Origin of the sequence: Enterobacter sp. HG048 (assembly GCF_024702055.1) — a bacterium.
GTDB lineage: Bacteria > Pseudomonadota > Gammaproteobacteria > Enterobacterales > Enterobacteriaceae > Enterobacter > Enterobacter dykesii.
Genome location: NZ_JANLIZ010000001.1, coordinates 445386 through 470788, shown reverse-complemented (window position 1 = coordinate 470788; position 25403 = coordinate 445386). Strand labels below are relative to the sequence as shown.

The following is a 25403-nucleotide window of genomic DNA, read 5'->3' as shown; positions in this document are numbered from 1 at the left end:
CCGATGCGCCGCGTTTGCTTCAGCTCTCCAGCTCTTGTCTGCGCTGAGTCAGAAGCCGCTGATAAAGATGCGTGGTATCGTCGTCGAAACAGACAAAAATTACCTTCTCTGGCAGCGGTTTTAGCGACAAATAGCGGTAAACCGTTTCTACGGCGATCGTTGCGGCAGCGGCCTTAGGGTAACCATACACGCCGGTGCTGATGGCCGGAAACGCCATCGTTTTATAACCGTTGTCGGCGGCCAGTCGCAGACAGTTCCGGTAAGCTTCTTCCAGAATACTCGCTTCGTGCCGATCCCCGCCATGCCAGACCGGCCCTACGGCGTGAATTACCGCTCTCGCAGGCAGATTGCCCGCCAGCGTAATCACCGCGTGACCGGGAGGACATTCGCCCTGCTGTTGGCGCACGGTTTTACAGGCTTCCAGCAGCTGCGGTCCGGCAGCCCGATGGATAGCCCCATCCACGCCGCCTCCCCCCATCAGGGATGGATTGGCCGCATTGACGATGACGTCGACGTGCACTGTCGTAATATCGCCATGAATAATTTCAATTTGCGGTTTCATAAAGCCCCTCTGCAACCCGCCATTTTCTTAAGTGTATCGCAGAGGAGACCGGGAGAAAAAACTATCAGAAAAAATCCTCTTTCACCGCAGGGCGCGAGAACGCGCACTAGCGATACTGGATTTCGACAACCGCGAGCGTTTTTTCAGGATTAAGGTATTTCATATTGAGCGTTGCCAGGTTTGAATCGCTCACTTTCCCGTTAAGCGCCTCTTTATAGCTGATCATACGCGTTTGCATACGGTTATTATCTGGACATGACATTGCAATCTGTTGCTTCTGGGGGGCGACTTCACAGGGGTCGGCAACAATGGCACCGCGAAAATGAATGACGCCACCGTCAACAACCGTGGCCGAATAAGCCGGGATACTTAAAGCCGAAACGACCAGACCCAGACCTGCCACGAGTCGAGCAAAATAGTTGTTCATTATAGGTACTCCTCAATGAAAATCGTCCATGAGGGGTAAACGCGCTTCATTTATAATGACAAACGAAGTTTCACGTTACGGAACATAACGACCTGGTCCGTGATATCAGCATAGCTCAACGGCGAAGACCCGCCATATTCGCAATACATTGATTTCATGAATATTTAGATCGAACTTCCCGCTGGCGACCATTGTTTTGATAAATGAAGCGATTTTCCATCTGAAACGGTGACAACGATTTTTACCGTGTCTCCCGCGCTTATATTTAAACTCAGGCGCATCAAATCAATCGTCTGATTAGCGGGTATAAAAAGTGTGTTTTGCTGCCTGGACGAACTTTGTCCCCCTTGCCCTTCTCGCAGAGAAACAATCTGAACCTGACAATCACACGGCTGCGCCAGAGTGACCTGCGGGATAATGGTGGTCATATTTTCCTGCTGCGACGTTTTGAAGGTTATCTGGCTGGAAAGCGCGGCGAGTAGAATTAAGGTATTCATGATGAACTCCCGAAAAAAAACAGGGCATCAGCCCTGTTTTTTTGTAGCACAGATTTCAGTATCAGTACTGATGAGCTGTCGCGTGGTTACCAAAGCCGATTTGGGTAACGTTGACAGTAGAGTTAGACGCAGTCTGGTCTACGAGGGCACCGTTAAAGCCGCCGGACTGACTAACGTTCATAACAGATTTTTTACTGTTCCACTGATCAAGTGTTGCACTGTTGCCAAAACCTTTCTGGGTCAGGTTGATTTTACTGTCATCGGAACCCTGACCTACGTCAGCACCGTTAAAGCCACCGGTCTGGCTAATATTCAGAACGGAATTTCTGGCGTCAGTCTGCAGTGCAACCGCGGAGTTACCGCCACCGTTCTGATAAATATTCAGCGTTGAATTTGGGCCACTGTATCCACCGTGACCATGGCCATGACCCCATCCACCCTGATTGATAGAACCCGCCATAGCACTACCAGAAACTACGATTGCTGCAAGTGCTGCCACTTTGATAAATTTCATGGTAAACCCCCATCGGATTGATTAAAGTCGTCGCGAAAGCGCTAATGTTGAATAACGTTAATCGCCATTTGCGACTGTTTCTGCACTACAACTGCGGTTTTCTGCGTACCGTACTGCGTAATATTTGCTCTATTACCCGACCCTTTCTGGATAATTTTCGCGCTATTACCGTATCCATCTTGCGTAATACCTGCATCATTCCCGTTACCGCTTTGATCGACCCAGGCTAAATTGTAACTCCCTGATTGATCAACTCTCGCTCTGTTACCCGCCCCATCCTGAGATACAATGGCTAAGAGTCTTGAACCGTCCTGGCTAACCTCAGCGTTATTGAAAACGCCCCGCTGACCAATAATGGCTGCCTGATTGAGTGATGAAAGACTTAATTCGTTAACCGCAAAGTTATATTCAGCATTTGCCAAATCTGAATTCGCTGCGGTCACAAATCCAGGCGCACCCAGTAATGTAAACATCATAATTAACGATGTGTTTTTCATGTTGTCACCCTGGACCTGGCTATTTAATCACGCCATAAACCTTTACCAATGCTACTTGTTAAAACGACTCGTATTGTGTTAACGCGTCGTTACGGTGAAGAGTATGTCCGCTGAAACATTTTAAATATCTCACCCGCGCGACTTATTTTTATTTATCGGCTCATCACAAAGTCGTAATTTACATCAAAAATCACTTTAATTAGGTCAGCTTATATTTTTTATTAAGCAGGTCTTGCGATCGGGTTGTACAACGGGATGAAGGCTGTCCAGGCGTCATCCCGCGTTGTTTAAACGTAACGGCTGGAGATCATTTTTCTCAGTGCGTGACACGACGCCTGTTTTCTTAAGCCAGGCAGCAGCCCATTCACTGGCTTAGAAATAATCTGAAACTCATACTTAATTAGTGCGACGTAAAAATAACAAATAAGATTAAAAATCAATTACATAAAAATATTTGTATGATTTTTAAAATCTGTGCACGTCTATTTATATGTACAACTTTTTCATCAATTATTACCATTAACAATAAGCGTTTTTCACAAATTAATATTGATTTTTACATTATGTTACACGTTTAACACTTGCTTTAAACTTCGTAAAAGCTAGATTGAAATTAGATGTAAGAAATTGGTTTTATATTTTCCTCCCTGTGGGGGTTATGGTCTGATTCTACACACAGCAGTGCAACATCTGTCAGTACTTCTGGTGTCCTCTTATAAACAGGAGGACAGCTGCCAGGTGCCTAAAAAAAGTGGGGTTTCATCATGTATAATGAAGTCCATAGTTTACATGGTCATACATTACTGTTGATCACAAAACCTTCTTTGCAAGCGACAGCTTTATTACAACATTTAAAGCAATCTTTATCACTGAACGGGAAATTGCATAATATTCAACGTTCTTTTGATGATATTGCACTTGGCAGCATCATTCTTTTCGATATGATGGAAGCTGATAAAAAGCTTATCCATTACTGGCAAGATATTTTAAGCAGGAAAAACAATAATATCCGCGTGCTATTGTTGAATACGCCTGATGAATATCCTTTCAGAGATATTGAAAGCTGGCCGCATATCAATGGCGTATTCTACGTCACGGAAGAAGAAGACCGGGTAGTAGAGGGCCTGCAAGGTATATTGCGCGGAGAGTGTTATTTTTCGCAAAAGCTTGCCAGCTATCTCATCACGCACTCCGGAAATTATCGCTATAACAGTTCAGAGTCCGCACTGCTCACGCACCGTGAGAAAGAGATCCTGAACAAGTTACGCATTGGTGCTTCAAATATTGAAATCGCCCGTTCGTTATTTATCAGCGAAAATACGGTAAAGACGCACCTTTATAATCTTTTCAAGAAGATAGCTGTGAAAAACCGAACTCAGGCTGTTTCGTGGGCAAACGATAACCTCAGGCGTTAATCACATGAAGCGCACGTTGAGTTGGATCGCCGCAGCGAGTTTCCTGCTCGCTGCCGGGAATCTGAAGGCCGTCGAGGTCGAAGTTCCCGGATTGTTAACAGACCACACTGTCTCATCGGTCGGGCACAGTTTTTACCGAGCCTTTAGTGATAAATGGGACAGTACTTATACCGGAAATATAACAATCAACGAGCGGCCCAGTGCACGATGGGGAAGTTGGATAACAATAACGGCTAATCAGTACGTTATTTATCAAACGTTTTTATTCCCCACAAAAATAGACTTCGATAAAAACGTAGCCTTAGCACTGGCACAATCAGAAGACGCTATTAATCGCCTGCAAATAGATAAAGCCCTATTAAGCACCAGCGATTTAGCAAAAGACGAGTTCTAGCGAACCGATATGCGGAGGCTGTCATGCGTATTGCATATGCAGTTGTTTCGATAATGCTGATAACACCCATAAGCTGGGCCGGAAACATGACGTTTCAGTTCCGTAACCCTAACTTTGGCGGTAACCCTAACAATGGCGCGTTCCTGCTGAATGAAGCTCAGGCGCAAAACTCCTATAAGGATCCCAGCTTAAAGGATTTTAGCGTTGATACCCCGTCCGCACTGGACAACTTCACTCAGGCTATTCAGTCGCAGATTTTAGGTGGGTTACTGACCAACATTAATACCGGTAAACCCGGCCGGATGGTGACCAACGACTTTATCGTTGATATCGCCAATACCGACGGACAGCTTCAGTTGAACGTGACCGATCGTAAAACCGGAAGAATCTCCACCATTCAGGTTTCTGGTCTACAAAGTAATTCAACTGACTTTTAAACAATAGCTAAATAAGGACAACGATCATGCAGCGCTTCCTGATATTTGTTGCAGTGTGCTTATTGAGCGGTTGTTTAACTGCTCCACCTAAAGAAGCTGCAAAACCTACATTAATGCCTCGGGCCCAGAGTTATCGTGATTTAACACATTTACCTTCACCTACGGGGAAAATATTTGTCTCCGTATACAACATTCAGGATGAAACCGGGCAATTTAAACCTTACCCGGCAAGTAACTTCTCCACGGCCGTGCCGCAAAGTGCCACCGCCATGCTGGTTACCGCGCTCAAGGATTCGCACTGGTTTATTCCTCTGGAACGCCAGGGGCTCCAGAACCTGTTGAATGAACGCAAAATCATTCGTGCCGCCCAGGAAAATGGCACCGTCGCGGACAATAACCGCATGCCTCTGCAATCTCTGGCGGCAGCGAACGTGATGATTGAAGGATCGATTATTGGCTACGAAAGTAACGTTAAATCGGGTGGTGCGGGAGCACGTTACTTCGGTATCGGTGCCGATACCCAGTATCAGCTTGACCAAATCGCCGTTAACCTGCGTGTGGTTAACGTCAGTACAGGCGAAGTGCTCTCTTCGGTGAACACCAGCAAAACCATTCTGTCTTATGAAGTCCAGGCTGGGGTATTCCGCTTCATCGATTACCAGCGTTTGCTGGAGGGTGAAATTGGCTACACCTCTAACGAGCCGGTCATGATGTGCCTGATGTCAGCCATTGAAACCGGCGTGATCTTCTTAATCAACGACGGTATCGACCGCGGGCTGTGGGATCTGCAAAACAAAGCAGACGTGCAGAACCCGATCCTGGTGAAATACCGCGATATGTCAGTCCCTCCGGAATCCTGACAGGAAGCGCATAAAAAAGGCGAGATGAATATCTCGTCTTTTTTTATTCGCTCACCGCCGTGATGTTTTGCGCTTTTTCCCGCCGCGACGCCAGCCACAGACCGCTGTTTTTCATGGCATAGCCAAACAGCAACCCCAGCGCCAGGGAGGGAACCACCAGCTTCCAGTCACCCTGCCCTGCAAAGGTCGCGCACGCCCCCATAAAGGTCCCCGGCACAAATGAAAGCAGCAGATGCTTAGCCTGGATGCACATTAAAAAGGCAACGACACCCGTCATGACGTATCCCAGCAGCTCCAGATGCGGCGCCAGCGCGCTGCCTTTAACGATCACCAGCGCCCAGATAACACCGCTCATCAGCGTGCAGCCAGAGATAAAGAGCCCTTTGACGCCCCCCTGCGGACAGGCGAAATAGGCGGTGCAGCCGAGGAACCCGGCCCAACTGAGCAGTCCAAGAGACACGGCCACCCATCCCCAGAGCCCGGAGAGAATACCTGTCGTTAGTGCGATACAAAGTAATATGTTCATGGCGCGCATCTTAGCAGATGCGCACCATAGAAATGAGATCAGAAGCACATTACGTGCAAGTTAGAATGTTGAGTTGCAGAATTTATGTGATCTAAATCACTCTTCATTCTCTTCTTCCAGCTCGTCCCACATTGCCGCGATAGCGTCGCGGGTCAGCGGCGCCAGCGTTCTCCAGAACGGCGAGGTGGCATGCGCTTCGACTTTACCCAGGAATGTCCCAACCCACGGCAGCAGGTAGGTTTCGAACAGGGTTTCGATGGCTTCGTTCTCATCATCACCAGCGTTATCTTCGATCCAGGATGCCGCCAGCAGCAGCGTACCGATATGATCGGCCGGCGTATCGCTCAGCGGCATACCGCGCGTGGAGAGGAACGCGCGGACCTCCGCTTCCGTTGCCCCTTCCTGCCAGGCTGAACGGTATGGCGAAACGCGGCACTCATCGCCGACGAACAGCGCATTGTAGTCCGTCGCAATCTGCTGCATGTCGCAGCTTTTTTGCAGACGTTCCAGTAAATCATCCTGTTCCAGCGGCCAGTTCTGCGCCAGTTTGCCTTCACGAATTAACGTAAAGAGCGGAACCAACAGCGGGTCTTGCGGCTGGCGATAATAGAGCGTACCCAGCACGCGGCAGAGGATGGAAAACTCGTTCATTTTTATGATTCCATTACACAATTAAAGATCGTCAAATTCGGCAATCGGCTCCATGCCGCGCGACTCGAGGAAATCGAGCATGCGGCGTGGGGTCACGTTCAGGATTTGCGCTTCCGGGAAGTTAACATCATTCAGCACTTTCAGGCACTCGCTGAAATCACCCAGCGTAAACGCGGTATGAGAATCTGAGCCCAGCGCCACCATGCCACCTGCGTCACGCACGGCGGCAGCCACTTCGCGACAGTTGGCTTCACTGCCCTTACGCGAGTGCACAAAGGAGGAGTTATTAATCTCCAGCGCCACGCGGTGCTTCGCTGCCGCCTGCGCGACAGCCTGAATATCAATTGGATACTTTGGGTTACCGGGATGGCTGATGATATGCACATTGCCGCTGGCAATGGTGGCAATCATCGCCGCGGTGTTGGTCTCTTTATCCTGGGGAGGGAAAACCGGCTCATGGAAACCGGCGAGGATAAGGTCCAGAGACGTCAGCATCGGGCCGGTGCAGTCGATCTCACCGTCGGTATTTTTAATATTCGCTTCAATGCCGCGCAGTATCCCAATGCCGTCCACCAGACGTGGCCAGATCCGCATATTCACAAAATGCCAGTAGTGCGGCGCATCCGCCATGTCCGGGCCATGATCGGTGATCGCGAACAGCTTGATGTTCTTAAGCTTCGCCTGGGCGATATAATCATGGAGGTTGCTATACGCGTGGGTACTGGCGACGGTGTGCATATGCAGGTCAACAGGATACATCTCTCTCTCCTCTGCGGTTTTTCCAAAGGATAGCAGTTATCAGCGGCGAATATTAGCAAAAACCCGGCGAACGCCGGGTTTCTCTTAGTAACCGCGCTGTCTGTCGACCTGTCCGGTGACCGCGTTACCCTTTTCAATTTCGCTGATGGTATGGGATATATACGCCACCGCTTCTGCCGGACGCGTCACGGCAGCCACGTGCGGCGTCATCGCGACGCGCGGATGCGCCCACAGCGGGCTTTCCGCGGGCAGCGGCTCACGGCTATAGACATCCAGCATGGCGCCTTTGAGCTTTCCGCTGTCCAGCACCTTCAGCAGATCGCCTTCCACGACATGTACCCCACGCGCGAGGTTCATCAGGTAGCTCTGGTCGAGGAGCTGATTGAGCAGGGCTGCATTGATGATCCCCACCGTTTCCGCCGTGTTTGGCAGCAGGTTTATGAGCACACGCGTGCCTTTCAGAAAGGCCGGAAGCTCATCCGTTCCGGCAAAGCTCTCTACGCCCGGATAATTCTTGCGGCTGCGGCTCCAGCAGCGCAGCGGGAATCCCCACGGGGCAAGCGCTTCGGCCACTTTTGAGCCCAGCACGCCCGCACCGAGGATGCCGATGGTAAAGTCTTCGCGATGGTACTCCGGCAGCGGCTCCCAGTGGGCTCGCTGTTTAAAGGCCTGATAGTCATCGAAGCGGCGGAACCAGTGCAGTACCTGGCTCACGGCATACTCCTGCATCTGCTGCCCCATTCCGGTATCTTCCAGGCGGAAGAGTGGGATCTCTTCCGGCAGCATTTCAGGGTGTGCCTTCAGTTTGCTCAGAATGGAATCCACGCCGGCTCCCAGGGCAAAAACGGCCTTCAGCTTGCGGCCCTGGAGCATTTCTACCGGAGGATGCCAGACCAGCGCATAGTCAGCATGTTCATTATCGCCACGCTTCCACTCGCGAACGCGTGCGCCGGGTAACGCCGCCGAAAGCGCCTTGATCCAGTATGCCGTATCAAACGTGGGGTGATAGAAAAGTATATCCATAGTCATTCCTGCCTTTTATTGCGCTGATTTAGTTTGTTTTTCCACTGGACGGTCAGCATAACAAATTTATAGCGCAACTGTGTTGCTGATAAAAAAGACGCTTTCAGCACATTTAAGAATCATGTTGCCTGAAGTTTGTCTAAACGCGCTAAATTACTGAAAAAGTGAGTTGACGGCAGTTCGGCTTTTCCTTACATTAGCGCCCGTCCCGGCAACAACGGGATGACAATATGGTGAGGTGTCCGAGTGGCTGAAGGAGCACGCCTGGAAAGTGTGTATACGGCAACGTATCGGGGGTTCGAATCCCCCCCTCACCGCCATATTTAAAGAAGAGCTCGCATGAAAATGCGGGCTTTTTTTTCGCATGTTGCACGCCTGCGGGGGATGAAAACCCCCGACCGGGGTTCGACAACTGGCGACAGCCAGTTGGACAGACTGAGAGCGCAGCGAACAGGCTGCCCGCACAAAAACGCCGGGAGCGTTTTTGAACAACGCCTGCGTTGGCCCCAGCCCATGGATACGGCGGCGGTGGCCTCCGAGATCCAGAGAACCTGGAACCGTGAGGACGCGGCTCAGTGGGCTGAGGTGTACACCCACATCTTCCCGGCTTACCGGCTGCTGATCGAAAGCTACGGCAAAGCCCAGGAAGTGGTTATAAACAGCGAAGTGCTCGATTCACAGCGTTAGTCCCCTGTGCCACGACGTAAAAATCGTGGAGCTGATTAATGCTTAACCGAACAGGCACTAAAGCTGAAAATCTGCTTGACCGTGTTAGCGCAACTCCCTATAGTAGCGCCCCGTTGCCTCCCCAAGCGGTCAGGCAGCAAAACAATATGGTGAGGTGTCCGAGTGGCTGAAGGAGCACGCCTGGAAAGTGTGTATACGGCAACGTATCGGGGGTTCGAATCCCCCCCTCACCGCCATATTTAAGATGAGAGCTCGTACGAAAGTACGGGCTTTTTTCTTTTATATTCTCCGAAAAGGGGGGATGAGAACCCCCGAACGGGGTTCGAATCCCCCCCTCACCGCCATATTTAAGATGAGAGCTCGTACGAAAGTACGGGCTTTTTTCTTTTATATTCTCCGAAAAGGGGGGATGAGAACCCCCGAACGGGGTTCGACAACTGGCGGCAGCCAGTTGGACAGACTGAGAGCGCAGCGAACAGGCTGCCCGTAGGGCGAGCGAAGCGAGTCAATCCCCCCCGGTGCGGACTGAGCCGCCTCAGCTATATAAAAAAGCCCGAACTAATGCCCGGGCTTTTTTATTCGATTCCTCAGCTATTCAACTTCCCTGCCGGCTGCTTTCTTTCAAGCGATGAAACCTGCTCAGGCTGAGCACCATCCTCATCCTTACGCCCATCAAGCCAGTAATCCGCATTTTTAATCCCCAGGCGAACCGGGTCAAACTGTGGATCCAGCCCCTGCGCATTCTGGATTTCATAATCCTTAAGGCTGGCAAATGCTTTTTTATGCAACAGAACAATGGCAATAATGTTGAGCCACGCCATCAGCCCTACCCCAATATCCCCCAGCCCCCATGCCAGATCCGCGGTGCGAACCGTGCCATATACCGTGGAGGCCATCAGGCATAACTTGAGCAGAAATGTCAGCCATGGACGGTGAATTTTACGGTTAATGAAGGCGATATTGGTTTCGGCAATATAGTAGTAGGCAATAATCGTTGTGAAGGCAAAGAAGAACAACGCAATGGCAACAAAGTAATTACCAAAGCCTGGCATCATACTTTCCATCGCCGTCTGCACATAGCCAGGACCCGCGGCAACGCCTGTAATCCCGGTATAAAGCGCTGCGCCGTCGACGCCCTGGACGTTATACAGCCCGGTGATCAGCAGCATAAACCCGGTCGCGGAGCAGACAAACAGCGTGTCAATGTAGACCGAGAATGCCTGAACCAGCCCCTGCTTCACCGGATGGCTTACTGCCGCCGCAGATGATGCATGCGGCCCTGTCCCCTGCGCGGCCTCGTTGGAATAGACGCCGCGCTTAACGCCCCACATGATGGCCTGACCCAGGATGGCACCGAAACCTGCTTCAAGGCCGAACGCACTTTTCCAGATCAGCAGAATAACCGAAGGAAGCTGGTTAATATTAATGGCGATAATCACGCAGGCGACAATAATATACCCCAGCGCCATAAATGGAACGACCATACTGCTAAAGCTGGCGATCCTTTTCACACCACCGAATATAATAAAACTTAACAGTACCGCAAGTAATGCCGCCGTAACGTTCGGACTCAGGCCAAACGCAATATCCAGGCTCGCCCCAATCGAGTTTGCCTGCACGCCCGGAAGTAATAATCCGCAGGCGAAAATTGTCACAATAGCAAATAACCATGCGTACCACTTCACGCCTAAACCTTTTTCAATATAAAAGGCAGGACCACCGCGATATTCGCCGTTAATTTTTTCTTTATAAACTTGTCCCAGGGTGGATTCGACAAATGCGGAGCTGGCACCTAAAAAAGCGACTATCCACATCCAGAAAAGCGCGCCCGGCCCGCCAAAGGTAATTGCCGTGGCCACGCCGGCGATATTCCCTGTCCCCACGCGGCCTGCCAGCGTCATCGTCAGCGCCTGAAATGACGATACGCCTGCATCGGTAGGACGCCCCTGGAACATCAGGGTAATCATATGTTTGATATGGCGTAATTGCAGGAAGCGACTACGCAGCGAGAAATAGAGGCCGACACCCAGACATAAGAATATTAACGCAGGGCTCCAGATTACACCATTAATAGCACCGACCAGTTCGTTCATGTATGACCCTCAGCGTGATGTTTCAGGGAAAAGGCTCCCCTGTTGTGTTTCTTCTTAGAATTTTGTTCGAACAAGTACGAAACATAGATAACTCACCTGAAGACACCAACTTAATTTTTACTTCGTAATCATGTTCTGTGACAACATTCACGTTTAATTTTTAACTAACAATTAGCGCACTCATTATATTCACAGGTATTTTGTGGGTATTATCACTTCATATCACACTTCTGCAAAAAAGAATAAAAACGCCCACCCACTTAATAATCGAAATTATTCTTCCAGCAATACAGTGCTTAAATAAGGGGAATTTCTGCGGAGTATAAACGACGCTTCCCGGCATTACGCCGGGAAGACATTACAGGAAAGAGGCAAAACGATAATGCTTTATCTTTAGTCGGAATAGACTTGCAGCGTGCGCTGACAGAGCGCTGAACGCACACAGTCCTCTTTAGTGAAGCGTACCACCCCAATCATCTCATCTTCCTCAAAACGTGACATGGCGTCGCTCAGCCCGGATTTCACGCCGGATGGCAGGTCACACTGGGTAATATCGCCGTTAACGATAACCGTCACGTTCTCCCCGAGGCGCGTTAAAAACATCTTCATTTGCGCAGCGGTCACGTTCTGAGCCTCGTCAAGAATGACGACCGCATTTTCAAATGTACGTCCGCGCATATAGGCGAACGGCGCGATTTCCACCTTGCCAATCTCTGGTCGCAGGCAGTACTGCATAAAGGATGCACCCAGTCGCTTCACCAGCACGTCATAGACGGGCCTGAAGTACGGAGCAAACTTCTCCGAAATATCCCCGGGCAGGAAGCCGAGATCTTCATCAGCCTGCAGTACAGGACGGGTAACAATAATTCTCTCCACGTCCTTATGGATCAGCGCTTCCGCCGCTTTGGCTGCACTGATCCAGGTTTTCCCGCATCCGGCTTCACCGGTTGCAAAGATGAGCTGTTTACTCTCGATAGCATTCAGGTAGTGCGCCTGAGCCTCATTGCGCGCAACAATTGGAGAATTATCACGGCTGTCTCGGGCCATGCCAATTGCTTCTACGCCACTCATCTGCACAAGCGAGGTGACCGATTCTTCTTCACGCTGTTTATGGCTACGTGAATCCCGTCTCAGCACACGTTTTGCTTCGCGACGAGCTTTGATCACTGCTTTTTGTCTTCCCATGGATAGCACCTTGAGTTGTTGGTATTCATCACACGCGCCAGCTTCGGCACGATTATGCGCACGAACATCAGAGGGTTGGCTTCCTTGTAAGCCATTGCTTGCTTTATCGGATAACGATACGGAACAGCTACGCGCACCGTTCTGCACGTCGGTCGAATCAGATTCTTGAGGGATGGGGGAAAATTTAGTGGTGAGAAAATCGCTGCCGGAGTCAGAGCCTCCGCGCCGGGTGCTGCGGTTTTTATGTTTACCTTGTCCAGTACAGGACGCAACCATTCGCGATCTCCATAGTGATTCAGCATCACTGCCGGGAACTACCGCTGTCTTATCTTAAGTACATCAGGAGTTATCATAAATGCAACATTTATTTTACCTGAGCGCAACTTTTAAGACTGCTCCTGCAGCGGAATCAGTCTCATATATGAATATTACAGAAATATAACAACAAGATAGTCATATGAAAAAATAATGTCCCCGCGAACGGTTGCGGGGACAATTATCAGGCTTCAATAAGACCCTGAGCGAGATACGCGTTGCTGTCGCGCACTCCCGGCAGGGCAAAGAAATAGCCGCCGCCGATGGGCTTAATGTACTCTTCCAGCGCTTCGCCGTTGAGCCGCTTCTGCACGGTCAGGAAGCCTTTTTCCAGATCGTGCTGATAGCAAACGAACAGCAGCCCCATATCGAGCTGGCCGGCGTTGGTCACGCCGAGCGAATAGCTGTAGCCACGACGCATCATCAGGCTGGATTGCGTCTCTTTAGTGCGCGGGTTAGCAAGGCGGATATGGCTGTCGAGCGCGATGACGTCGCCATTCGGATCGCTCGCGTAGTCAGGCACATCATGCTCGTTCTTCATGCCAAGCGGCGCGCCGCTTTGCTTATCGCGACCAAAGATCGTCTGCTGCTCCTTGAGCGGCGTGCGGTCCCAGAACTCCACGTGGAACTGGATAATGCGCACCGCCTGATAGCTGCCGCCCACCGCCCACGCCGGTTCGCCCTGATCTGCCGTCACCCATACCACGTCTTTCATCAACGCCGCATCGCTGCTGTCCGGGTTGGCCGTGCCATCCTTAAAGCCCAGCAGGTTAACCGGCGTCTCTTTGCCTTTGCTGCGGGCGGCGTGGTCAGAGATAAACCCTTCCCGCTTCCAGCGCACGCTCAGCAGATCCGGCGTGTGCTTGATAATATCGCGCAGGGCGTGGATCACCGTGTCCTGGGTATTGGCACAAATCTGCAGGAGCAGGTCGCCATGACACAGCGCCGCGTCCAGGGAGTCATTCGGGAAACGCGTCATTTTCTGCAGCGATTTCGGCTTCTGTTTTGCCAGCCCGTAGCGCGCATCAAACAGCGTTTCACCGAGCGAAACGGTAATGGTCAGGTTATCCGGGGCGATAAACGGCCCCAGAATACCGGAGTCCATTGGCGGCAGACGCGGGTTCGGCGTATCGGGCGCCGGTCCGCCGGCAGTGAGAAACGCGATGCGCGTTGTCAGCAGGCGGAACAGGCGTTCAAGATCGGCTTTATCGCTCGCCAGTGAATCAAAGGCCACCAGCATCATGGACGCCTGCTGCGGCGTCAGGATGCCCGACTGATGTTCGCCATAAAACGGCTGCGTCTCCATGCGGGCATTGGGTGACAGCGTGCCGGGCGCGCTTTGCGGTTTCGCCGCATGCGCTACCGGACAGCCACCGGCCAGAGCAAGAGCGCCCCCCAGCGCCCCCACCCCTTTTAACAATCGACGACGTGAAGGTTCTGCCACGTCGTATTCGTCATGCTTGTTCATCGTGCTTAGTCCAGACCCAGTACGCCGCGCAGCAGAGAGAGATCTTCCGCCAGGGCGGTAATCGGGCCTTTCAGCGCGTTACGGTCGGCATCGGTCAGCTTGTCGTAGGTTTCAAACCCGTCTTTGGTACGGTACTTCGCCAGAATGGTATCGACTTTTTTGAAGTTGGCATCCACTTTGGCCAGCAGTTCGCTGTTCTCTTTCTGCAGCTGAGGGCGCAGAAGGTTAACAATTTTCTGCGCGCCGTCTACGTTGGCCTGGAAGTCCCACAGATCGGTATGGCTGTAGCGATCTTCTTCGCCGCTGATTTTGCTCGCGGCCACTTCTTCAATCAGACCGGCCGCGCCGCCCACCACTTTTGACGGCGGGAAGGCCAGCTCGCTGATGCGCTTTTGCAGCTCCAGCACGTCGCCGTTCAGCTGCTCGGCGTATTTCTCCATCCCTTTGGTAGAGTTGTCGCCAAACAGGGCTTTCTCAAGACGGTGGAAACCGGTGAATTTCGGATCGGCCGCTTTTTGCTCGTAATCGTCTTCACGGGCATCAATGCTGCCATCAAGATCGGAGAACAGCTCCGCAATTGGCTCAATACGCTCGTAGTGCTGACGGGTTGGCGCATACAGGGATTTCGCCTTTTCGATATCGCCCGCTTTCACCGCATCGGTAAAGGCTTTGGTGCCCGCGACCAGATCTGCAGTCTCTTTAGTGACGTAGGCTTTATAGGCGGTGATGGCCTCGCCCAGGCTCAGCAGCGCTTCGCCCTTCGCGGCATCCTTCGTGGCGTTGCCCTTGACGATCAGCTTGCCTTTCGGATTAGTCAGCAGGCCGCAGGTCATCTCGTACTCCCCCGGCTGCAGGTTGGCGGTCATCTTCTGGCTGAAGCCAGGGGCGATGTTTTCGCGCTCTTCCACCACCATTACGCCTTTGAGGATCTCCCACTCCAGCGCCTTCTGGCTATGGTTCTGGATGATAAACTGGGTTTTGCCGCTGTTGACCGTGAGGGTCATCGGCTCACACTGCTTGTCATTGACGGTGACTTTAACCTGAGGAACATCCGCGCCCCAGGCGGAGAATGCAGAAGCGAACAGCGCGGCAATGCCTGCGCATAACGCACTACGACGGAACTGAATTGCCATGACTCTTCCCTTTATAAGTATGTTGTAACTAAATCAAAGATTACGGCGTCACGCGCGACGCCTGCTTGCCGGTACGCGGCGGCATTGCGAACAGCACCAGCGCCGGAACCAGATAGATAAAGTACATCGCCACTTCGCTGACGCTCGGCGTTTCCTGATAGCCGAAGATACCTTCGAGCAGGGTGCCGGTCAGAGAATGGGTGGAGAGCACGTTGCTAAGGTCAAACGCCACGTCCTGGAAATGGTTCCACAGGCCCGCCTCGTGGAAGGCGCGTATCGCCCCCGCCGCCAGCCCCGCAGCCACCAGCAGAATAAACAGGCTGGTCCACTTGAAGAACGCGCCCAGGTTCAGGCGGATACCGCCCCAGTAGATCAGGAAACCGAGCACCACGGCCGTGGCGAGACCCAGCACGGCTCCCAGCGGCGGCCAGATCCCCACATCCTGCTGAAACGCCGCCAGCAGGAAGAAAACAGACTCAAGGCCTTCACGCGCGACGGCGAAAAAGACCATCATAATGAGCGCCCAGCCGTGGTTGTTCCCCTTTTGCAGGGCGTTATCCACCGCCTGCTCCAGCTGCACCTTCACGTTACGGGAGACTTTACGCATCCAGAACACCATCCAGGTGAGGATCACCACCGCAATTACGGCGACTATCCCCTCAAACAGCTCCTGCTCTTTCTGCGGGAACTCCCCGGTGGTTTCGTTGATGAGGATACCGAGGCCCAGACAGAGTGCTGCAGCAAGGAATACCCCGACCCACATGACGCCAATCCAGCGTCCGCGCTGGGTTCGCTTCAGATAACTGGCGATGAGGCTCACGATAAGGGCAGCTTCAAGCCCTTCACGTAACATAATGAGAAATGGAACAAACATGCCGACACCTTAAATGTTTATCGCGGTCAACTGATGCAAAGAAAGGTAAATTCTTGTGATAGTGATTATCATTACGGCGAAAATAAACACAAGCGAAATGTGCGGTGTTTTGATGACGAGTTGTAAACGCAGAGTCTGGTAATAGTTACATACGTTACGTTCAGGTTTATAAGTTATAACGAAAATGCCCATTTACGCTGGTACGGGGCTGTGGCTAAATATCCGCCTCAAAAACCTGGTGAAAATTAATTATGTTTAAAATTGTCCATTTCCTGCTGGCGCTGGTCATTATTCTCGCGCTTGCCTGGCTGGTAAGTTTCGACCGCCGAAAAATTCGCATTCGTTATGTTTTACAGCTGATTATTATTGAAATTGCGCTGGCGTTCTTTTTCCTGCACGCCGAAAGTGGGTTATTCCTGATTAAATACGTCTCCGGATTCTTTGAGTCACTGCTCAAATTTGCCGGCGAAGGTACCAATTTCGTCTTTGGCGGAATGGGGGAAAAAGGTCTGGCGTTCATTTTCCTCGGCGTGCTTTGCCCGATTATTTTTATTTCCGCACTGATTGGTATTCTTCAGCACTGGCGGATCCTGCCGATTTTTATTCGGGTCATCGGTACGCTGCTGTCGAAACTGAACGGTATGGGCAAGCTGGAATCCTTTAACGCGGTGAGTTCGCTGATCCTCGGCCAGTCGGAAAACTTCATTGCCTACAAAGGCGTGCTGGGCGATCTCTCCTCTCGTCGTCTCTTCACCATGGCGGCCACGGCCATGTCGACGGTCTCCCTGTCGATTGTCGGCGCCTATATGACCATGCTTGACGCCAAATTTGTCGTCGCCGCGCTGATTCTGAACATGTTCAGCACCTTTATTATTCTCTCCGTCATCAACCCGGCGCGCCCGGAAGCGGAGCCGGATATCAAGCTGGAAAAACTGCACGAATCGCAGAGCTTCTTTGAGATGCTCGGCGAGTATATTCTGGCCGGTTTTAAGGTGGCGATGATTATTCTGGCGATGCTGATTGGCTTTATCGCGCTTATTAGCGCCGTTAACGCCCTCTTCTCCAGCGTATTTGGCATGAGCTTCCAGCAGATCCTGGGTTACGTATTTTATCCCCTGGCGTGGCTGGTGGGGATTCCGCTGAGCGATGCCTTAAACGCGGGCAGTATTATGGCAACCAAGCTGGTGGCGAATGAATTTGTGGCGATGATTGAGCTGCAAAAAATCGCGCATCAGATGTCCCCGCGCGGGCTGGGGATTTTATCCGTCTTCCTGGTATCCTTCGCGAACTTCGCGTCCATCGGCATCGTGGCCGGGGCGATTAAGGGCCTGAACGAACAGCAGGGGAACGTGGTATCGCGTTTCGGTTTGCGTCTGGTGTACGGCGCGACGCTGGTGAGCCTGCTGTCGGCGAGCTTTGCGGGTTTGGTGCTGTAAGTGAGAACGGCGGGTTATCCCGCCGTTTTTATCAGAACTGCACGCACACCGGCTGATCGACCCGCATCACCGACTCCTGCGCGAAGCGTGACTTGTAAATCCCGCGTAACGCTTCGATGTTCTTCTCGCTCTGCGCATCTTTACCGTGGATCAGCATCAATGCTTTGCTGGGTTCTCGCGCCACTTTCCCGTCGTTCCCCAGCCACTGCCCGCGCGCGTCAAACACCGTTAAGCCATCGCGGAAACGCGGCGTCACGTCCTGATCGACAAACTGCTGCCACTCGTTGCTGGTGATCTGCGCCCCGGCAGGACGATTTAAGCCGAAATAGAGCGTGGTTTGCTGCATCTGGTTATCCGCTTTGCAGGTCTCCACCGCCGCGTGCTGTGATGGCGCCGTGCAGCCAGCGAGCATCAAGAATGCCGCTGCCATTACCCCTGTTTTGATTGTCATGCTTCGCTATCCTCATTGTTATAAGCACATGGATATCACAGGAAATTACGGATTTTGGCAAGAAAAAAGCCGGGTGCGCTTGCGCTCACCCGGCCTGCATTGTGCAGCAAGAAAAATTATTCTGCCTGGAGCTTAGACGGCGGCGCAGTGTGGTAATGCGCGTCGGCCTCAGCAAAGCGTTTCTGCATGGAGGCAGACGGGGCTTTACCCAGCAGGCTGAACACCACGATGCCGATGCTGCCGAAGATGAAGCCCGGAATGATTTCGTACAGGCCCAGCCATGCGAACTGTTTCCAGACGATAACGGTCACCGCACCGATAATCATCCCCGCCAGCGCTCCGTTACGGGTCATACGTGACCACATGACGGAGAACAGCACTACCGGACCAAACGCCGCACCAAAGCCCGCCCACGCGTAGCTCACCAGGCCCAGCACGCGGTTCTCCGGGTTGGCCGCCAGCGCAATGGCTACCAGCGCCACCACCAGCACCATAAAGCGCCCTACCCACACCAGCTCTTTCTGGCTCGCGTTTTTACGCAGGAAGGCTTTGTAGAGGTCTTCGGTGATTGCGCTGGAGCAGACCAGCAGCTGGCAGCTCAGGGTAGACATCACCGCCGCCAGGATCGCGGAGAGCAGAATACCGGCAATCCACGGGTTAAACAGAATTTGCGCCAGCTCGATGAACACGCGCTCGGCGTTCTGGTTCACCGCGCCCGCCTGCGCCGGGTTGTTGTTGAAGTACGCGATGCCGAAGAAGCCGACCGCACACGCCCCCGCCAGACACAGGATCATCCACGTCATGCTGATGCGACGGGCATGAACGATGGTGTGGTGGGAATCCGCCGCCATAAAGCGCGCCAGGATATGCGGCTGACCGAAGTAGCCCAGACCCCAGCCCATCAGGGAGACGATGGCCACGAAGTTCAGCCCTTTCAGCATGTCGACGTTTTCGATGCTCTTCTGCTTGATCACTTCCAGCGATTCGCCAAAGCCGCCAACGGTGAAAATCACAATCACCGGAGTCAGGATCAGGGCAAAGATCATCAGGCTCGCCTGCACGGTGTCGGTCCAGCTTACCGCCAGGAACCCGCCCACGAAGGTATAGAGGATAGTCGCCGCAGCACCGGCCCACAGGGCAGTTTCGTAGCTCATGCCGAAGGTGCTTTCGAAAAGACGCGCGCCGGCCACGATGCCGGAGGCGCAGTAGATGGTGAAGAACAGCAGAATAACCACCGCGGAGATAATGCGCAGAACGCGGCTGTTATCTTCAAAGCGTCCGGTGAAGTAATCCGGCAGCGTCAGGGCGTTGTTGTTGGCCTCGGTATGCACGCGCAGACGGCCTGCCACCAGCTTCCAGTTGATCCACGCACCCACGGTCAGGCCGATGGCGATCCAGCTTTCAGAAATACCGGAGATGAAAATCGCGCCGGGCAGCCCCATCAGCAGCCAGCCGCTCATGTCGGATGCGCCCGCAGAGAGTGCGGTCACCATCGGGCCTAAACTGCGTCCGCCCAGAATGTAGTCGTCAAAGTTCTTTGTAGAACGCCACGCCAAAAACCCTATCAGGATCATGCCAAAAATATAAACGAGAAATGTCACCAGCATCGGTGTGCTAATAGCCATTCAAATTCTCCAAAATGTCGAGCGACAACCATCCGGGCTGCCTTGTTATATGATCACCGGAACGAGGTGAATGTATCTTGTGTTTCGGTTGGGCGCGCTATCCTGCCGTATGCGCCTTCCGCTGACAAACGATTTAACACTGCATTTACATCAATTTCATCCCCGGTTTGATACGAGTTTCCTATAGGTTGCACTCGCTCACGCTTTTACGGGTTGCACCTTTGAAAAGTGTTAACTACCGCATAAAACCAGGCTTCCCGCGCAAAAGCCAGCGCGTTTTTCCAGCTAACCATTCGTTAACAATCCATTCATTTTCCGGGTTGCAAACCAGGTCACATTTAACACGGTTGCACAAAGTTGCAACATGGGGGATATTTCACGCTATCAACAGAACGCTATTACAGAACAACAGGAGCTTTGGCATGGGTATGACCACCATGGGGGTTAAGCTGGATGACGCAACCCGCGAACGGATTAAGACCGCAGCAACCCGCATTGACCGCACGCCGCACTGGTTAATCAAGCAGGCGATTTTTAACTATCTCGAAAGACTCGAGAGCGATGAGGGCCTGCCGGAGCTGCCTGCCCTGCTGGCCGGCGCGGCGAACGAAAGTGAAGAAGCCCCGGCCGCTGGCGACGAGAACCATCAGCCGTTCCTTGAATTCGCCGAGCAGATCCTGCCGCAGTCCGTCAGCCGTGCCGCCATTACCGGCGCCTGGCGCCGTGCCGAAACCGACGCCGTGCCGATGCTGCTGGAGCAGGCCCGCCTGCCGGAAGCCATTGCCGCGCAGGCGCACAGCCTGGCGTATCAGTTAGCCGACAAGCTGCGCAACCAGAAAACCGCCACCGGCCGCGCCGGGATGGTCCAGGGCTTGCTGCAGGAGTTTTCCCTCTCCTCTCAGGAAGGCGTGGCGCTGATGTGCCTGGCGGAAGCGCTGCTGCGTATCCCGGATAAAGCCACCCGCGACGCGCTGATCCGCGACAAGATCAGCAACGGCAACTGGCATTCCCACATTGGCCGCAGCCCGTCGCTGTTCGTCAACGCGGCAACCTGGGGCCTGCTGTTTACAGGCAAGCTGGTCTCGACCCATAACGAAGCCAACCTCTCCCGCTCCCTGAACCGCATCATCGGCAAGAGCGGCGAGCCGCTGATCCGCAAAGGCGTGGACATGGCGATGCGCCTGATGGGCGAACAGTTTGTGACCGGAGAAACCATTGCCGAAGCGCTGGCGAACGCCCGCAAGCTGGAGGATAAAGGTTTCCGCTATTCGTACGACATGCTGGGCGAAGCGGCCCTGACCGCCGCCGACGCGCAGGCCTACATGGTCTCTTACCAGCAGGCGATCCACGCCATCGGTAAAGCGTCCAACGGTCGCGGTATTTATGAAGGCCCGGGCATCTCTATCAAGCTCTCCGCCCTGCACCCGCGCTACAGCCGCGCGCAGTACGACCGCGTGATGGAAGAACTTTATCCGCGCCTGAAGTCGCTAACCCTGCTGGCGCGCCAGTATGACATCGGCATCAACATCGACGCCGAAGAGGCCGACCGTCTGGAGATCTCCCTCGATCTGCTGGAAAAACTGTGCTTCGAGCCGGAGCTGGCTGGCTGGAACGGCATTGGCTTCGTGATCCAGGCCTACCAGAAGCGCTGCCCGTTCGTCATTGATTACCTGATTGACCTGGCAAGCCGCAGCCGCCGTCGCCTGATGATCCGTCTGGTGAAAGGCGCCTACTGGGACAGCGAAATCAAACGCGCCCAGATGGAAGGGCTGGAAGGCTATCCGGTCTATACCCGCAAGGTTTACACCGACGTCTCTTACCTCGCCTGTGCGAAAAAGCTGCTCGGCGTGCCGAATCTGATCTATCCGCAGTTCGCTACCCACAACGCCCACACCCTGGCGGCGATCTACAGCCTGGCCGGGCAAAACTACTATCCGGGCCAGTACGAGTTCCAGTGCCTGCACGGCATGGGCGAACCGCTGTATGAGCAGGTGACCGGTAAAGTAGCGGACGGCAAGCTGAACCGCCCGTGCCGAATCTATGCTCCGGTGGGAACGCACGAAACCCTGCTGGCGTACCTGGTGCGTCGTCTGCTGGAAAACGGCGCGAACACCTCCTTCGTTAACCGCATCGCCGACACCACGCTGCCGCTCGACGAGCTGGTGGCCGATCCGGTGCAGGCCGTTGAGAAGATGGCGGCGCAGGAAGGCCAGATTGGCCTGCCGCATCCGAAGATTGCCCTGCCGCGCGAGCTGTACGGCAAAGGCCGCGTCAACTCGGCGGGTCTGGATCTCGCCAACGAACACCGTCTGGCGTCCCTCTCCTCTGCCCTGCTCAACAGCGCGCTGCAGAAGTGGCAGGCGAAACCGATGCTGGAGCAGCCCGCTGCTGACGGCGAAATGCAGCCGGTGATCAACCCGGCCGAGCCGAAGGATATCGTCGGCTACGCGCGTGAAGCGACCGAAGCGGAAGTGGACCAGGCGCTGGACAGCGCGGTGAACAACGCCCCTATCTGGTTCGCCACGCCGCCGCAGGAGCGCGCCGCGATTCTGGAGCGCGCGGCGGTGCTGATGGAAGATCAGATGCAGTCGCTCATCGGCATTCTGGTGCGCGAGGCGGGTAAAACCTTCAGCAACGCGATTGCCGAAGTGCGCGAGGCCGTCGACTTCCTGCACTACTACGCCGGTCAGGTGCGCGATGATTTCGACAACGAAACCCACCGTCCGCTGGGTCCGGTCGTCTGTATCAGCCCGTGGAACTTCCCGCTGGCGATCTTCACCGGCCAGATTGCCGCCGCCCTGGCCGCTGGCAACAGCGTGCTGGCAAAACCGGCAGAGCAGACCCCGCTGATTGCCGCGCAGGGCATCAACATTCTTCTCGAAGCCGGCGTGCCAGCGGGCGTGGTTCAGCTGCTGCCGGGCCGCGGTGAAACGGTCGGTGCCAAACTGACCTCCGATAACCGCGTGCGCGGCGTGATGTTCACCGGTTCGACCGAAGTGGCGTCTCTGCTGCAGCGCAATATTGCCACCCGTCTGGATACGCAGGGCCGTCCTACGCCGCTCATCGCGGAAACCGGCGGGATGAACGCCATGATCGTCGACTCCTCCGCGCTCACCGAGCAGGTGGTAGTCGACGTGCTGGCCTCTGCGTTCGACAGCGCCGGTCAGCGCTGCTCCGCCCTGCGCGTGCTGTGCCTGCAGGACGACGTGGCGGACCACACGCTGAAGATGCTGCGCGGCGCGATGGCCGAATGCCGCATGGGCAACCCGGGCCGTCTCACCACCGACATCGGGCCGGTGATTGACGCGGAAGCCAAAGCCAACATCGAAAACCACATTCAGACCATGCGCGCGAAAGGCCGTCCGGTGTTCCAGGCGGTGCGCGAGAACAGCGAAGATACCCGCGAATGGCGGACCGGCACCTTTGTGCCGCCAACGCTGATTGAGCTGGCAAGCTTCGACGAGCTGAAAAAAGAGGTCTTCGGCCCGGTGCTGCACGTGGTGCGCTACAACCGTAACAACCTCAACGAGCTGGTTGAGCAGATCAACGCCTCCGGCTATGGCCTGACGCTCGGCGTACATACCCGCATCGACGAGACCATCGCGCAGGTGACCGGCAGCGCCAAAGTGGGCAACCTGTACGTTAACCGCAACATGGTTGGCGCGGTCGTGGGCGTACAGCCGTTCGGCGGTGAAGGCCTTTCCGGCACCGGTCCGAAAGCGGGCGGTCCGCTCTACCTGTACCGTCTGCTGGCGAACCGTCCGGATAACGCCCTGGGCGTCACCCTGGCACGCCAGGATGCGGACTATCCGGTGGATGCGCAGCTGAAAACCGTACTGACCCAGCCGCTGGAGGCGCTCATTACATGGGCAGAAAAACGTCCTGAACTGCGTGCCGTCGCGAAGCAGTACGGCGAGCTGGCGCAGGCCGGTACCCAGCGTCTGCTGCCGGGTCCAACCGGCGAGCGCAACACCTGGACGCTGATGCCGCGCGAGCGCGTGCTGTGCGTGGCCGAGAATGAGCAGGACGCGCTGGTGCAGCTGGCTGCCGCGATGGCAACCGGCTGTGAAGTGCTCTGGCCGGAAGATGCCCTGCATCGCGATCTCGCCAAACAGCTGCCGAAAGCGGTCTCGGCCCGCATTCGCTTTGCGAAAGCCGATAGCCTGCTGACCCAGCCGTTTGATGCAGTGATCTACCACGGTGATTCCGATCAGCTGCGCGAACTGTGCGAGCAGGTTGCGGTCCGCAGCGGGGCGATTGTTTCGGTGCAGGGCTTTGCGCGCGGAGAAACCAACCTGCTGCTTGAGCGTCTGTACGTGGAGCGCTCGCTCAGCGTCAACACCGCGGCGGCAGGCGGTAACGCCAGCCTGATGACAATAGGCTAACGCTGTGCTAATAAGGCTCCGGAGACGGAGCCTTATTTTATTGGGGAGTATATGAAACGATATCTTATCGCCAGTGCGGCACTGCTGCTGAGCGCCAGCGCGCTGGCCGACGAGTGCGACAACGCGACCACCCAGCTTGAACTGAATACCTGTAGCGCGCAGCAGTACCAGGCTGCCGATAAAAAGCTTAATCAGACGTATCAGGCCGCCGTTAAGCGCGCAGCGGCACCCCAGCGTGACCTGCTGAAAAAAGCGCAGCAGGCGTGGATTACACTGCGCGATGCGGACTGCGCGTTTATCGGTTCGGGGACGGAAGGCGGGAGCGTCCAGCCAATGATTGTTAACCAGTGCCTGGCGGAAAAAACCGTGGAGCGCGAAGCGTTTCTGGCCTCGCTGATGCAGTGTGAAGAGGGCGACTTAAGCTGCCCTCTTCCGCCGGGGAACTAGCGCAGGCGGATCCCTTCGATAATCATCCGCTGCACGTTTTCGAGGGTGCTGTGGAAAAATGCCTCGTCCTGGAGCGTTTTACCGGTCACCGCCTCAACCTGGGCTGCAAAGTCAGCGTAATGCTGGGTGGAGGCCCAAATCATAAAGATCAGATGATGCGGGTCGACCGGTGCCAGCTTTCCGCTGGCGACCCATCCGGCAATAATGGCCGACTTATCGTCCACCAGCTGCTTTAAATCTCCGGTTAATTCCGCCTGAAGCAGCGGCGCGCCCTGCAGCATCTCAAGACAAAACAGCCTTGATGCCTGCGGGTAATCGCGCGACACCTCCAGCTTCAGGCGAATGTACTCTTTGATCGCCACCAGCGGGGCCAGCTCTGCGCGGAATGCTTTGAGGGGCGCCAGCCAGATATCGAGGATCTGCTGCATCACCGCCACATAGAGCGCCTCTTTCGACGGGTAGTAGTAAAGCAGATTGGTTTTGGATACGCCGGACTGCTCCGCCACCTGCTCCAGGCGCGTGCCGTGAATACCAAACTGCGAAAAAGTCTCCAGCGCCGCGCTGAGGATCGCCTGCTTCTTGGCGCTCACCGCCTGCGAACGTTTACCTGGTGTTTTCACTGCGCCTTGTGTCATTCCCGCTCTCCTTATTCTGCGTTGCCCTCAGCATAGCAAAACCCCCGACTCGCCACGACATTCTGCACTCCCATCGCGCATGAATGCCTGTTTTCTGTGCAATGTTT

24 protein-coding genes, 2 tRNA genes and 1 pseudogene are annotated in these 25403 nt (G+C 54.2%); 10 read left to right on the top strand and 17 right to left on the bottom strand.

The window, feature by feature from the left end; all coding sequences use genetic code 11:
- Positions 1-19 precede the first annotated feature (19 nt).
- The 5 genes from ymdB to csgB all read right to left on the bottom strand — a co-directional run bounded on the left by ymdB (position 20) and on the right by csgB (position 2497).
- Positions 20-562: an O-acetyl-ADP-ribose deacetylase gene (gene ymdB, locus NUX24_RS02280; protein WP_059445977.1), complete on the bottom strand. Its 543-nt coding sequence runs from the start codon at positions 560-562 to the stop codon at positions 20-22.
- A 106-nt stretch (positions 563-668) separates the two neighbouring features.
- Positions 669-989, bottom strand: a complete 321-nt coding sequence (locus tag NUX24_RS02275; protein ID WP_126328218.1) for a type 1 fimbrial protein — start codon at positions 987-989, stop codon at positions 669-671.
- Positions 990-1153: 164 nt separating this feature from the next.
- Entirely contained in the window at positions 1154-1486 is a 333-nt protein-coding gene (gene csgC / locus NUX24_RS02270) for a curli assembly chaperone CsgC (RefSeq protein WP_047650841.1), read from the bottom strand.
- 61 nt (positions 1487-1547) lie between these two features.
- The gene (gene csgA, locus NUX24_RS02265; protein WP_047650840.1) at positions 1548-2000 is read right to left on the bottom strand and encodes a curli major subunit CsgA; all 453 of its coding nucleotides are present in this window, start codon (positions 1998-2000) and stop codon (positions 1548-1550) included.
- Between the two features lie 41 nt (positions 2001-2041).
- Positions 2042-2497: a curli minor subunit CsgB gene (gene csgB, locus NUX24_RS02260; RefSeq protein WP_047650839.1), complete on the bottom strand. Its 456-nt coding sequence runs from the start codon at positions 2495-2497 to the stop codon at positions 2042-2044.
- Positions 2498-3261: 764 nt separating this feature from the next.
- Here csgB and csgD point away from each other — a divergent pair.
- From csgD to csgG, 4 genes are read left to right on the top strand one after another with little or no spacing between them, the layout of a single operon-like run.
- Entirely contained in the window at positions 3262-3912 is a 651-nt protein-coding gene (gene csgD / locus NUX24_RS02255; protein ID WP_257829719.1) for a biofilm master transcriptional regulator CsgD, read from the top strand.
- 4 nt (positions 3913-3916) lie between these two features.
- Positions 3917-4306, top strand: coding sequence for a curli production assembly/transport protein CsgE (gene csgE, locus NUX24_RS02250; protein ID WP_033145182.1), 390 nt, complete (start codon positions 3917-3919; stop codon positions 4304-4306).
- 23 nt (positions 4307-4329) lie between these two features.
- The gene (gene csgF, locus NUX24_RS02245; protein ID WP_008500846.1) at positions 4330-4743 is read left to right on the top strand and encodes a curli production assembly/transport protein CsgF; all 414 of its coding nucleotides are present in this window, start codon (positions 4330-4332) and stop codon (positions 4741-4743) included.
- 26 nt (positions 4744-4769) lie between these two features.
- Entirely contained in the window at positions 4770-5603 is an 834-nt protein-coding gene (gene csgG, locus NUX24_RS02240) for a curli production assembly/transport protein CsgG (RefSeq protein ID WP_025755858.1), read from the top strand.
- A 43-nt stretch (positions 5604-5646) separates the two neighbouring features.
- On the opposite strand, the gene NUX24_RS02235 is transcribed toward csgG, so the two are convergent.
- The 4 genes from NUX24_RS02235 to ghrA all read right to left on the bottom strand — a co-directional run bounded on the left by NUX24_RS02235 (position 5647) and on the right by ghrA (position 8562).
- Positions 5647-6129, bottom strand: a complete 483-nt coding sequence (locus NUX24_RS02235) for a DUF1097 domain-containing protein (protein ID WP_193804625.1) — start codon at positions 6127-6129, stop codon at positions 5647-5649.
- A gap of 96 nt (positions 6130-6225) precedes the next feature.
- On the bottom strand, positions 6226-6780 hold the full coding sequence (locus NUX24_RS02230; RefSeq protein ID WP_029740002.1) for a molecular chaperone: 555 nt from the start codon (positions 6778-6780) through the stop codon (positions 6226-6228).
- Positions 6781-6801: 21 nt separating this feature from the next.
- Positions 6802-7539 carry a phosphatase gene (locus tag NUX24_RS02225; RefSeq protein ID WP_257829717.1) on the bottom strand — a complete coding sequence of 246 codons (738 nt, stop codon included), beginning with the start codon at positions 7537-7539 and terminating at the stop codon, positions 6802-6804.
- 84 nt (positions 7540-7623) lie between these two features.
- Positions 7624-8562, bottom strand: a complete 939-nt coding sequence (gene ghrA, locus NUX24_RS02220) for a glyoxylate/hydroxypyruvate reductase GhrA (RefSeq protein WP_257829716.1) — start codon at positions 8560-8562, stop codon at positions 7624-7626.
- Positions 8563-8794: 232 nt separating this feature from the next.
- Between ghrA and NUX24_RS02215 the strand changes: the two genes are divergently transcribed.
- The 3 genes and pseudogenes from NUX24_RS02215 (at position 8795) to NUX24_RS02205 (ending at position 9485) form a co-directional block, all read left to right on the top strand.
- Positions 8795-8882 (top strand) — tRNA-Ser (locus NUX24_RS02215).
- Between the two features lie 190 nt (positions 8883-9072).
- Positions 9073-9249, top strand: a pseudogene (locus NUX24_RS02210) (hydrolase); the annotation flags it as partial.
- A 148-nt stretch (positions 9250-9397) separates the two neighbouring features.
- Positions 9398-9485 (top strand) — tRNA-Ser (locus NUX24_RS02205).
- A gap of 351 nt (positions 9486-9836) precedes the next feature.
- On the opposite strand, the gene NUX24_RS02200 is transcribed toward NUX24_RS02205, so the two are convergent.
- The 5 genes from NUX24_RS02200 to efeU form a co-directional block, all read right to left on the bottom strand.
- Complete coding sequence (locus NUX24_RS02200; protein ID WP_257829715.1) at positions 9837-11342, bottom strand: sodium:alanine symporter family protein; 1506 nt, start codon at positions 11340-11342, stop codon at positions 9837-9839.
- A 393-nt stretch (positions 11343-11735) separates the two neighbouring features.
- The gene (gene phoH / locus NUX24_RS02195; RefSeq protein WP_029740192.1) at positions 11736-12527 is read right to left on the bottom strand and encodes a phosphate starvation-inducible protein PhoH; all 792 of its coding nucleotides are present in this window, start codon (positions 12525-12527) and stop codon (positions 11736-11738) included.
- A 499-nt stretch (positions 12528-13026) separates the two neighbouring features.
- Positions 13027-14310 (bottom strand): iron uptake transporter deferrochelatase/peroxidase subunit, encoded by a 1284-nt coding sequence (gene efeB / locus NUX24_RS02190; RefSeq protein WP_126328211.1) that lies wholly within the window; start codon positions 14308-14310, stop codon positions 13027-13029.
- Positions 14311-14315: 5 nt separating this feature from the next.
- On the bottom strand, positions 14316-15443 hold the full coding sequence (efeO, locus tag NUX24_RS02185) for an iron uptake system protein EfeO (RefSeq protein WP_047650833.1): 1128 nt from the start codon (positions 15441-15443) through the stop codon (positions 14316-14318).
- Positions 15444-15483: 40 nt separating this feature from the next.
- Positions 15484-16317 carry an iron uptake transporter permease EfeU gene (gene efeU / locus NUX24_RS02180; RefSeq protein ID WP_126328209.1) on the bottom strand — a complete coding sequence of 278 codons (834 nt, stop codon included), beginning with the start codon at positions 16315-16317 and terminating at the stop codon, positions 15484-15486.
- 251 nt (positions 16318-16568) lie between these two features.
- Between efeU and NUX24_RS02175 the strand changes: the two genes are divergently transcribed.
- Complete coding sequence (locus tag NUX24_RS02175) at positions 16569-17753, top strand: NupC/NupG family nucleoside CNT transporter (protein ID WP_126328207.1); 1185 nt, start codon at positions 16569-16571, stop codon at positions 17751-17753.
- A gap of 31 nt (positions 17754-17784) precedes the next feature.
- Here the strand turns inward: NUX24_RS02175 and NUX24_RS02170 are convergent, their stop codons facing one another.
- Positions 17785-18204, bottom strand: a complete 420-nt coding sequence (locus tag NUX24_RS02170; protein ID WP_047650830.1) for a DUF3574 domain-containing protein — start codon at positions 18202-18204, stop codon at positions 17785-17787.
- A 116-nt stretch (positions 18205-18320) separates the two neighbouring features.
- Positions 18321-19829, bottom strand: coding sequence for a sodium/proline symporter PutP (gene putP, locus NUX24_RS02165; RefSeq protein WP_149323878.1), 1509 nt, complete (start codon positions 19827-19829; stop codon positions 18321-18323).
- A gap of 422 nt (positions 19830-20251) precedes the next feature.
- Between putP and putA the strand changes: the two genes are divergently transcribed.
- Together putA and NUX24_RS02155 are read left to right on the top strand one after the other, a co-directional pair.
- Positions 20252-24214, top strand: coding sequence for a trifunctional transcriptional regulator/proline dehydrogenase/L-glutamate gamma-semialdehyde dehydrogenase (putA, locus tag NUX24_RS02160; protein ID WP_257829703.1), 3963 nt, complete (start codon positions 20252-20254; stop codon positions 24212-24214).
- A gap of 51 nt (positions 24215-24265) precedes the next feature.
- Complete coding sequence (locus NUX24_RS02155; protein ID WP_045401798.1) at positions 24266-24661, top strand: lysozyme inhibitor LprI family protein; 396 nt, start codon at positions 24266-24268, stop codon at positions 24659-24661.
- On the opposite strand, the gene rutR is transcribed toward NUX24_RS02155, so the two are convergent.
- Positions 24658-25296, bottom strand: a complete 639-nt coding sequence (gene rutR / locus NUX24_RS02150; RefSeq protein WP_023311087.1) for an HTH-type transcriptional regulator RutR — start codon at positions 25294-25296, stop codon at positions 24658-24660. The genes NUX24_RS02155 and rutR overlap by 4 nt on opposite strands.
- Between the last annotated feature and the right edge of the window lie 107 nt (positions 25297-25403).